General features: G+C 59.6%; 6 protein-coding genes. All 6 read right to left on the reverse strand.

Translation table 11 applies throughout. From position 1 onward, the window contains the following. Nucleotides 1–664 precede the first annotated feature (664 nt). Nucleotides 665–2059, reverse strand: coding sequence for a TolC family protein (locus OEX18_14885; protein MDH4338554.1), 1395 nt, complete (start codon nucleotides 2057–2059; stop codon nucleotides 665–667). Nucleotides 2060–2071: 12 nt separating this feature from the next. Next, complete coding sequence (locus tag OEX18_14890) at nucleotides 2072–3439, reverse strand: HlyD family type I secretion periplasmic adaptor subunit (GenBank protein MDH4338555.1); 1368 nt, start codon at nucleotides 3437–3439, stop codon at nucleotides 2072–2074. Between the two features lie 33 nt (nucleotides 3440–3472). Next, nucleotides 3473–5266, reverse strand: coding sequence for a type I secretion system permease/ATPase (locus tag OEX18_14895; protein ID MDH4338556.1), 1794 nt, complete (start codon nucleotides 5264–5266; stop codon nucleotides 3473–3475). 290 nt (nucleotides 5267–5556) lie between these two features. Continuing rightward, nucleotides 5557–7956, reverse strand: a complete 2400-nt coding sequence (locus OEX18_14900) for a tetratricopeptide repeat protein (GenBank protein MDH4338557.1) — start codon at nucleotides 7954–7956, stop codon at nucleotides 5557–5559. A gap of 160 nt (nucleotides 7957–8116) precedes the next feature. After that, complete coding sequence (locus tag OEX18_14905; GenBank protein ID MDH4338558.1) at nucleotides 8117–8404, reverse strand: hypothetical protein; 288 nt, start codon at nucleotides 8402–8404, stop codon at nucleotides 8117–8119. A 299-nt stretch (nucleotides 8405–8703) separates the two neighbouring features. Then, a partial coding sequence (locus tag OEX18_14910; GenBank protein MDH4338559.1) for a hypothetical protein occupies nucleotides 8704–9632 on the reverse strand: 929 nt, incomplete at its 5' end.

A 9632-nucleotide genomic window follows, 5' to 3' on the forward strand; every position in this document is an offset into this window, starting at 1 on the left:
CTCAGCCCGAATTCCGCAGTTGAAAACCCAGGTGTGTTCACAAGTTGCGGTTAGTTCAAATGAATTCCTGTACTACCACGAAGACAGCATTCACCACGTTCAACTGCGGCGCAGTTCAAAATCGACAAGTTAAGACATTGACTATCAACGCATTTTTGAAAGTGGGCGTTGGCCTGGATCGTCTACTGCGGAATCCGGGCTCAGGGGAACGATGTCGCAGGACGCGAACGGCGTCACCAGGCTCGTGGAGTGAGGGCCACCTATCGGCATAGGCGCAATGCCACCACATGACTCTGAGCCGCAATGCAACTCCGCATCACTCATGGGGATCAGATCGTGGTGACCTGACGAACTCGACGGTAAGAGATAAGTGGGGGGGGGATTGGCAGGCTACGGAAAAACGATAATTAAATGGATCCGATAGGTAGAGGTTGAATGCGCAGGGTGAGGAAGGACTGTTGTTGTAGGGTCATGCCGCAACCCCTTCGAGCAGGCTGCGGAAAAACCCTCCGTTCATCCTTCGATCAACTCAGGACGACCGGAGAGGGCATTGATGATCCTGATGTTTTTCGATCGTGCTGAGTCCGTCGAAGCACATCAATCGATGTTTGTCCGCAAGCTGCTGGATCTTACAGTCACGTAGCCTTAGGCAGATGGGCGATCATCACTGCTGGGCCATCCAGCGGTTCTGGACCAGCCACCCGTTGATCTCTTCCAGATCCGTCCGCGTGATGGTGCCGCCCCAGACCCGTAAGGCCACCACGGACCGGATATAGTCGTAGCGGGCCTTGGCGTAGCCGAAGCGCGACTTCAACAGATTCTTTTTTGCTTCCAACACAGCCACGATCGTCGAGGCGCCCAACTCGTAGCCCCGAAGCTGGCCGTCCCGCGCCTTAACCCGAGCTTCCACTTCGCGCGCCGTCGAGGCGATACGCGAATAGCCCGTTTGCGCATTCAGGTAGGCCGTACGTGTCTCCCGTTCGATCTCCCGTTGCTTTTCCAGGCGCTTGTACTTGGTGATTTCAAACCGGGCGATGGCTTCGCGCTCTCCGGCTTTGGTGCTGCCTCCGGAATAGAGGGGTACGTTGAATTGTAAGCCCAAGGTGCCGACCGTATAGGGGTCGAGCTGGCGGTTGTCGAACCCGCCGTTCTTGGCGTAGATGCCTGACATCTGCAGGGACACCTGCGGCAGATGGTTGGCCCACTGACTGGCGATGGTCTTGGCCGCTGCCTCCAGCGCATGTTGCAACGCCCGCATCGCCGGATGGCGCTGGACTGCCTCCGTCACCCACTGGTCGGCCTGCCCAGGCACCGGCGGCAACTCCTCCTTCTTGAGCCGCGCCAGATCTGTCACCGGCACCCCGACCACCTCCCGCACCTTTTCCAGCGCGACGGCCATCGCATTGTAGAGTTCGAGCTCACGCGTCTTGAGGGTCTGGTAGTAGGCCTCGACTTCGTACAGATCGGTGACCTTGGCCATGGCGCGTTCGTACATGCGGCGGATTCGCTGCATGTCCCCCTCAGTCAAATCCAGTTCGCTCTGCAGGTAGCCGGCTTCATCAGTAGCCTCCAAGAACTCGAAGTAACGATCGACAAGATCGGTGGCGAGGGTCATGCGGGAATCTTCCAAGTCCTGCTCCGCCTGCTTGACGATGAACCCAGCGCCTTCGAACGCCCGATAGGAGGCCAGGTCGAACAGCGCTTGCCGGGCCTGCACGACGCCGCGCAACCCTTGATACTGTGTCGTGATGTCCGTCGTCCGCCCGGTCAAGCGGTTGGGCACTTCCTGGGTGAACTCGTTCCAGGAGATGTTGCCTGTGGCCGACACTTGGGGCAAGAGCTTACTCCGGGCCTGATCCTTCTGCGCCTCCGCCTGGAGGATGGACGACCTGCGGCCTTCCACGATGGGATTCGTCGTCAGGGCAAGATCGTAGAGCTGCAGCAAATTCGCCGGCGCCTTGTCGGGAGCCGGTTGTCCCTCAGCCACAGCAACGACGGGGCTCAGAAGCGTCAGGAACAAGCAGAGTAGGACTCCGTGGCGGATCGTCATGTCGTCCATGGTGGAATCAGCTCAATCTTCGATGAAGGAGCGTTTGAAGGTGTCGGTCAAGGGCTTCATTAAATATTGCACGAGGGTCCGTTCCCCCGTATTGATCAGCACCTCCGCGGGCATCCCCGGCACTAGTTGGAGGTTCGCCGTACTCAACGCCTCGAGCCCCTCGGGCGAAACGGCGACGCGTGCCAGATAGTAGGCCGCATCCCCTCCGCTGGACTCCTTGGGCTGCTTGGGATTCTTCTGGTCGGAGCTGTCCTGGACCATCCGATCCGCCGAAAGACTGATCAGTGTCCCCATGATCGTCGGGAGATCGCGGGTCTTAAACGCGCTGAACCGCACCTCCGCCTGCTGGCCCACGTGCACCCGATCAATATCGATGGGCGAGACTTGGGCTTCGATGATCAGTTTCTGATCTTGAGGCACGATGTCGAGCAGCCGCCCCCCCGGAGGAATGACGGCCCCGATGGTATGCACGGCCAACCCCAGCACCATCCCGGAGACAGGGGCCTTGATGACGGTACGATTGACGGTACTCTCGAGCGATTGCACTTTCTCCCGGACTTCGAACAATTCGGTCTGGACGTCGCTCAGTTCTTTGGCCACTTCCCGTTGGAGATCTTTCTGCAGCTGTAAGATTTTCAGTTCGATTTCGGCGATTTGCAACTCGCTTGCCGCGATGTCGGACACCAGCTCTCCGCGTTGCCCTTCGCTCTGCGCCAGGGCGCGGTCCATTTCCTCGACCTTCTGCTTTTCGGTGAACCCCTCCTTCAACAAACTCCTGAAGTCCGATACATCGCCGCGGTAGGACTCCACCAGACGATCCTTGCTGTGCTTCTGCGCCTGAAGTCCCTCCACTTTGGCCCGCAGTTGCTCGATCTGTCGGCGATACACCGCACGTTCGCCATCGTACGCCGCCTGACGCACGTTGAAGGTTTGATCCTGCAACCGCACGGCGTCCTGGACGCGCGAGTCGCTTTTGTGCGCGAGCAAGTCCTGGGGATAGCGCACGGATCGGAGTCCGTCGCGCTGCGCGGCAAGACGAGCCTCCTGGGCGACCCGACTATAGAGCTGCCCCCGAAAGACTTCGAGCTGGGCACGGGATTGGGTATCGTCCAGCGTCGCCACCACCTGGTCTTGCTGTACGGCGTCTCCATCATGGACATCGATGGTGCGAATGATCCCGCCCTCAAGGTGCTGCACGGTCTTGCGATAATGTTCGACGGTGATGACACCGGGCGCCAAGGCAGCACTCTGGAGCGGCGCCAGCGAGGCCCAGGCCCCGAAGCCGCCGAAGACGACCAGGACGAGCACCAGCCCCTGGCGACGAATCGCGCGATCGTCGCTCAAGACACGGGGAGGAGCTTCGAGCAACCGTTCAGCCATGAGACACTGGTCTCCTGCACATGGATACACGCCTCACGGCTTCAGGCCCGAGGCGGCCGGCATGACACGGCCCAAGGAAACCGCCCCGGCCGGTCTCGGTGAGGCCGCCGGTTGCTGCACTTTTGCCATAGCCGCCAAGACCTCATCACGCGGACCATACAGCACGAGTTTTCCACCGACGACCATCGCGATCTTCTGCACCACCTGGAGCACATTCGTGCGATGGGTGACGACCACGACAGTACAGCCGTCCCGTTGAAGTTGTTGAATCGTCGCCATGAGGGCGGCATCACCAGCCATGTCGAGGTTCGCATTGGGTTCATCGAGGACCACGACTCGCGGACGTCCATAGATCGCCCTCGCAATACCAATGCGTTGCTGTTGTCCGGCCGAGAGGGCGACGCCCCCACCGATGAGCGGCGTATCGTAGGCCTGCGGCAAGGTCAGCACCATCTCATGGATTCCCGCCCACTGCGCGGCCTCCACCACTCGCTCGGCGTCGACGTCGCCAAACCGGGCGATGTTCTCCGCCACCGTGCCGTCGAGCAACTCGACATCCTGCGGCAGGTATCCGACGGACTGACCGAACTGGGTGCGATCCCAGTTGTGCACATCCGCGCCATCGAGGCAAACCCGTCCTCGCGCCGGAATATACAGACCGAGGATCGCCCGCGCTAAGGTGGATTTCCCGGCCGCGCTCGGTCCGATGAGGGCCACCGACGTCCCCGACTCGATGGTGAGCGTAATCCCGTTGAGAATCGGCTCCGTCCGGCCAGGAACCGCAATGACAAGGTCCTCCAGCTTGATCTGCCCCTGCAACTCCGGCAGAGTCATGCGGGAATCCCGTTCCGGGATGGTACGGAGCAGGGTATCAAGACGCCCATAGGCCTCGCGTGCCCCGAGAAACCCGCGCCAACCCGCAATCATTTGGTCGAGCGGGGCCAACGCACGCCCCAAGAGAATGGACCCGGAGATGACCAACCCCGGCGAGATGTCCTTATGGATGGCCAGATAGGCGCCGAGCCCCAACGCCAGCGATTGAATCGTCAGCCGATAGGTCCGCGAGAGGGCGTGGATCACGCCCCCCTTGGTGCTGGCTTGACTTTGGAGCGCCAAGACCTGCTGTTGTTTCGCCTGCCAGCGGGCCCGCAAACGGGGCAACATGCCCATCGCTTCGACGACTTCGGCATTGCGTAAATGGCGTTGCGCGAATTGAGTGGCCGCAATCGATTCGCGGTTTGCCTCCGCCAGGTCCTTGCGGGTCGCCACCTCATTCCAGATCGCCAACCCCGCCAACACCAGCATCGACAGCACCGCCACGACCCCGAAGTACGGATGAAAGAGAAACATGAGCCCGGCATAGATCGGCATCCAGGGCGCGTCGAAAAACGCCAGCAACCCCGGCCCGGTCAAGAATTGTCGGATCTGCAAGAGATCGCTCAGCGGCTGCGAGGTGGCAACGGCTCCGCTGCTCGCCAGCGATTGTCGAAAGATCGCATCAAAGACCCGTTCCCCCAGTTGTTCGTCGAGCCGCGCACTCGTCGCGACCATGATCCTGGTCCGGATCCATTCGAGTCCGCCGAGCGTGAGGTAGAGAAACACCGCAATGATCGTGATCATCGTCAACGTCGATTCACTCCCGCTCATCAGCACTCGATCGTAGATGGCCAGCATGTAGATGGCCGGCACGAGCATCAGCAGATTGACGAACAAGCTAAAGAACGCGGTGGTCAGAAACGACTGGCGGCACGCCTCCAAAGCCCGGCGCAGATCGGAAGATTGGCTCGCAGGATTGTTCGTCGGGGTAGACTTGTTTGGTGTCGTCATGGCTGCGGTGAGTTCGTGGAGCCGTGGGTATTCGCGGGTGAACACTCAAATTATGAGAACGCGCATGCCCCCCAGGTGCGCCACCTAGGGGAGGACTGGATAGTACCTCACTTATGCAGGCAGGTTCAAGTCATTCGGCCATGGCCTTTTGCTCCTATTTTATACGTACCGGAGACAACTCCCGCTCATGAACGCAAGCCGTTCCTATCCTCGAATCGCGCTGCGGAATCACTCTTCGTCCGACCGAAGAAGCTCTACCAGATTAGGGACCTGCAACGAGGCGCCCGGTCTCATGGCATTGCTCTTTTGATATCACATCCATTCTCACCGACACATCGCCCCCCGATGGGATCCACCGCAAATGCGGCCGGGGGCTCACCTCGCTGCCAGCGTTCCCACATAGCCTGATAGGCCGCTTCGATGTGGCGGCGGAACCGGTCGACATCGAACAAGGAATGCGTATCTCGATTTACGGCCAATTTCTGCTTCAGCGCAACTAACTCGCCTGGATGAGTCGCCAGCCGCAGCGCCAGGGCTTCGTAGTCGGCCAGATTGGTGGTAATAAGTTCCGGAAGGCCGATGGCCTGCAGCAGGCTCCCGGCCACCCGCCCGGCAAAGGCCTGACCCCGACATGTCAGGACCGGCAGGCCGGCCCATAAGGCATCGCTCGCCGTCGTGTGCGCGTTATACGGCAGCGTGTCCAAGAACAAGTCTGCCTGCCGGTAACGCGCCAGATGCTGTGCAAGCGGCATGCGCGGAGCGAATACCAGCCGGTCCGGACTCACTTCCCGCGCTTCAGCCTCTCGGCGCAGATTATCTTCGGCAGATTCGTTCGCCTTGAATAACCACAATACGCTGCCTTCAACTTGGGCCAGCAGCCGCATCCAGATATCGAACAGCTCCGGGTGGATCTTGTAGCTGTTGTTGAAGCAGCAGAAGACGACGCCCGCCTTCGGCAAGCCCAATTCCTGGCGGCTGGGCGTGGCCTTGGCGATCTCCCGCCGCGAGGCGCACTGAAAGGTGTCAGGCAGATAGACAACCTGCTCCGTATAGCAGGAACCTAACTCTTCCGGAATCACAAACCGGTCGGCCAGGAGGTAGTCCATGAACTCCGCGCCCATGGTCCCGGGAAAGCCGAGGTAGTTCACCTGGATCGGCGCCGCGCGACCTGCAAAAATCCCCGGACGGCTGAAGGTCGTGTACCCGGCCAAATCCACCGCAATATCGATATCCAGTTCTCTTAGCCTCCGCGCCACCGCTTCGTCGGAGGCCGTACGCACGTCCAGGAACTGGTCGAAGCCTCTGACAAGCCGCTGGCGACAAGGGTCATTCGACGCTGGGCCGATCGAGACACCGAAGACTTGGAAGCGCGAACGGTCATGGTGTTCGATCAGGTCGGAGATGAGGTGGGCGATAGGGTGCTGGCGAAAATCCGGCGACACATAGGCGAGGCGAATGGTGTTGTGAGAATGCTGTGGACCTTGCGAGCCAAGCGTGTAATCTGAACAATACTCTTGGGTACGCATTTCAGCACACTGGCGCTGTTCGAGAGGATCATCAGACACATTCAGAAACACAAATGGCGTGACGCAGCCTATGCCTTGCCGAACCCCCTCACGCAGCTGTTGTGAGGCCCGAGTATGGTCGGTCCATTCACAGATGTTCGCTCGGCACTTCGCAATCGATCCATGGAGAAACGGATAATCGCTATTCAAACCCAAGACCTGTTCGAAACAAGCCAACGCCTCCATGTGTCGATTCTTGCCATAACAGAGCTCGCCCAAGGCAAAATACACGTCAAGATAGCCTGGCTTGAACGCCAGGGCTGTTCTATAGGCAGCTTCGGCGTCCGTCGTCCGCCCAATCTCTTTCAGCAGTCTGCCGAGATGGTAATGGGCATCGGGAAAGTCCGGCCGCAGTTCTAACGCCTGGCGGTAGGAAGCCTCGGCATCGGCCCATTGATGTCCCGCCTGATAGACTTGCCCCAAGTTCGAATGTGCGTTCACCATGTCTGGTTGCACGTGCAACGCGTGTTGGTAACAGGCAATCGCCTCCAGGTAGCGCCGCTGCTTCTGGTACACACCGCCCAAGCTGTTGTGGAAATTGGCGATATCGGGGGCCAACGTGATGGCTCGGCCGATGTGTTTCTCCGCGGTTTCAAATTCGCCTCCCTCCAACGCAATCGTTCCCAGCAGGTGCCAGGCATCAGCCCGCTCCGGTTGGCCGCGCAAGACATCCTGGTAGCAGGCCTCCGCTTCAGCCAGTCGGCCAGACTTTTGATGCTCGATGCCCAAGTCCAGCTGCCGTTCACAGACGGTCGCCAGCCTCTTGCGCAGGTCCACATCTTCCGGTTGATGGTGGAGGGCGCCCACATAGCACTCAATCGCCCGACCGAGTTGTCCCTGCTGGAGAAACGCATTCCCCAGATTCCCCAGAAAGACCGGCTCGTGCGGCTTCAAGGCGAGCGCACGCTGAATCCGTTCCACCGCGTTCTCATACTGTTGCTGCTGCGCAGCGAGGACCCCCCATAGATGCCAGGCATCGGGATTCTGCGGCTGCGATTTGATCAGGCGCTGATACCCAGCCTCGGCCTCCGCGTATCGCCCGGCTTGATGATGGTTGAGCGTGACGGTGAGTGTGTCGGGCCTGGGATGGCTGCGGGGTGCGTGGTTGTTCTTCAGTCGGCTCATGGTGTCTACGCCACCGGCGAGTAACTGAACATCACATCGTCCTCCGGGAGGCGCGGTGATAAAAAAGCCTCGTCGGACCTGTTCGATCCGACGAGGCAAGATACTGAACCCCAGTCTCAGATGGCAAGGGAAGATCGACAGCTCCGACGGAAGAAGCCTGTTAGGACTGCTTCGCCTTCGCCGCGCTCGCCAGCAAGCCATTCAACTGCTGCGCCAACTGGGCCGCCGTATCCGGTGGCAAGGCGAGACGGCAAATGCGCTGGCCGCCGATTGAATCGGGTGGATTGCCACCCGTCCGGGCAGCCTGGGTGATCGCATGCAAGCCTCCCGGTTCCAGAAAACCGAATTCGAGGAGTAACAGCCCGCCCGCATTCGTCACCCCACTGAAATTGCAGAACATCGGCTGCGTCGACTGCTCGCCCGGCGCGAGGCGGATGCCTACCTGCATGCGACGCTCTGCTCCTTCATTGCCAGCCCCCTGTGCCGCCCCCTCTGATTTGTCAGATTTCTCAGCCATACAAGTCCCCCCTCATGTAAGAAAAAACTGCCTCGACGTTTCGGAACCGTCACAATGCCTAGCTTATCCCTCATTTCTCCGCAATTACAAACCACTTTGCCATCGACGGGAAGGAGCCATTCTGAGTCCAGGACAACCAACCACGTCCACCCTTCAGGTCTGAAAAAAATTCCCGCCGTGCCGAAGAGCACGGCGGGAATTGTCCTCACTCGGTCATCCGAGAATGACGCTTACCCGAACATCACCTCCGATTGGTAGTCCTGAACACCAACCAGGGTGATCGGCTCGACCCGCTCGCCGACGCCCAAGGTGGCTCCCATATCGTTGTGGTCGTGGCCGAGCAGGTGCCCGAACTCATGTTCCACCGCAGAGAGCAGATCAACCTTGTTCGGATTGACCTGGCCGTTCACGCCGCTCAACGACCAGCCGTAGCCGGCCGCGTCATCGTCGATCGTGATGCCGTCCCACCCAGTCTCCGCCAACGTGTTGCCGCCCAGGTCGGCGATATCGATCTCCGCCGACTTCAGGGCTTGCAACCCCTCTTCGCTCGCCCCTTGCGCCGCCCAGTACGCGATGGCTTGGTCGATCACGTGCTGCATCGCCGCTTCCTTGAGCGCCGATGCATGACCACCTTCTCGCGCCTGCCCGTCGAGGGTCAGCGCAGACTTGGGCGCCAACGTAATGCCCTTGGAGTCGGTTTCCTCAACGCTACCGTTGACGCCAACATTGGTATTGAAGGTGTACTGGACGGTTGGTTTTGACCCTTGAGGGAGGCCAACTACGGTTCCTGTATCGTATTTCACTCCGATGACATAGAGCGAACCGGCTACCGGCGTGAATGTCAAGAGCACATCGCCCTTGTCAACACCGCTGCCAAAGGTGGTGCTAATGCCACTATTGACTTGTGTGCAGGTCTCATTCGAATCGATCTTGCCATTGTTGTTGGCATCGATGACACGATAGAGCTTCACATCGTTCGTCACGGCGTTGAAATTCCACTCCGTGTTCCCAACGGCAGTTGTTGTGTTGGTCGGGCCGTTATTGCTTTGGTCAATCTTGACCGTCAACGGACTGGTTCCCTGAATCGTATTGGACAGCCCTGTGTAGTAGAAGAACACCCCGGGGTTCGTGGCATTGATCAGACCTTTATTGGTCCCGT

Source organism: Candidatus Krumholzibacteriia bacterium (genome assembly GCA_029865265.1).
In the GTDB taxonomy this organism is placed as follows: Bacteria; Krumholzibacteriota; Krumholzibacteriia; order WVZY01; family JAKEHA01; genus JAKEHA01.

Excerpts from the sequence above, each read along its gene's own strand:
- OEX18_14885 (MDH4338554.1), bottom strand. The coding sequence starts at position 2,059 with ATGGACGACATGACGATCCGCCACGGAGTCCTACTCTGCTTGTTCCTG.
- OEX18_14890 (MDH4338555.1), bottom strand. The coding sequence starts at position 3,439 with ATGGCTGAACGGTTGCTCGAAGCTCCTCCCCGTGTCTTGAGCGACGAT.
- OEX18_14895 (MDH4338556.1), bottom strand. The coding sequence starts at position 5,266 with ATGACGACACCAAACAAGTCTACCCCGACGAACAATCCTGCGAGCCAA.
- OEX18_14900 (MDH4338557.1), bottom strand. The coding sequence starts at position 7,956 with ATGAGCCGACTGAAGAACAACCACGCACCCCGCAGCCATCCCAGGCCC.
- OEX18_14905 (MDH4338558.1), bottom strand. The coding sequence starts at position 8,404 with ATGCAGGTAGGCATCCGCCTCGCGCCGGGCGAGCAGTCGACGCAGCCG.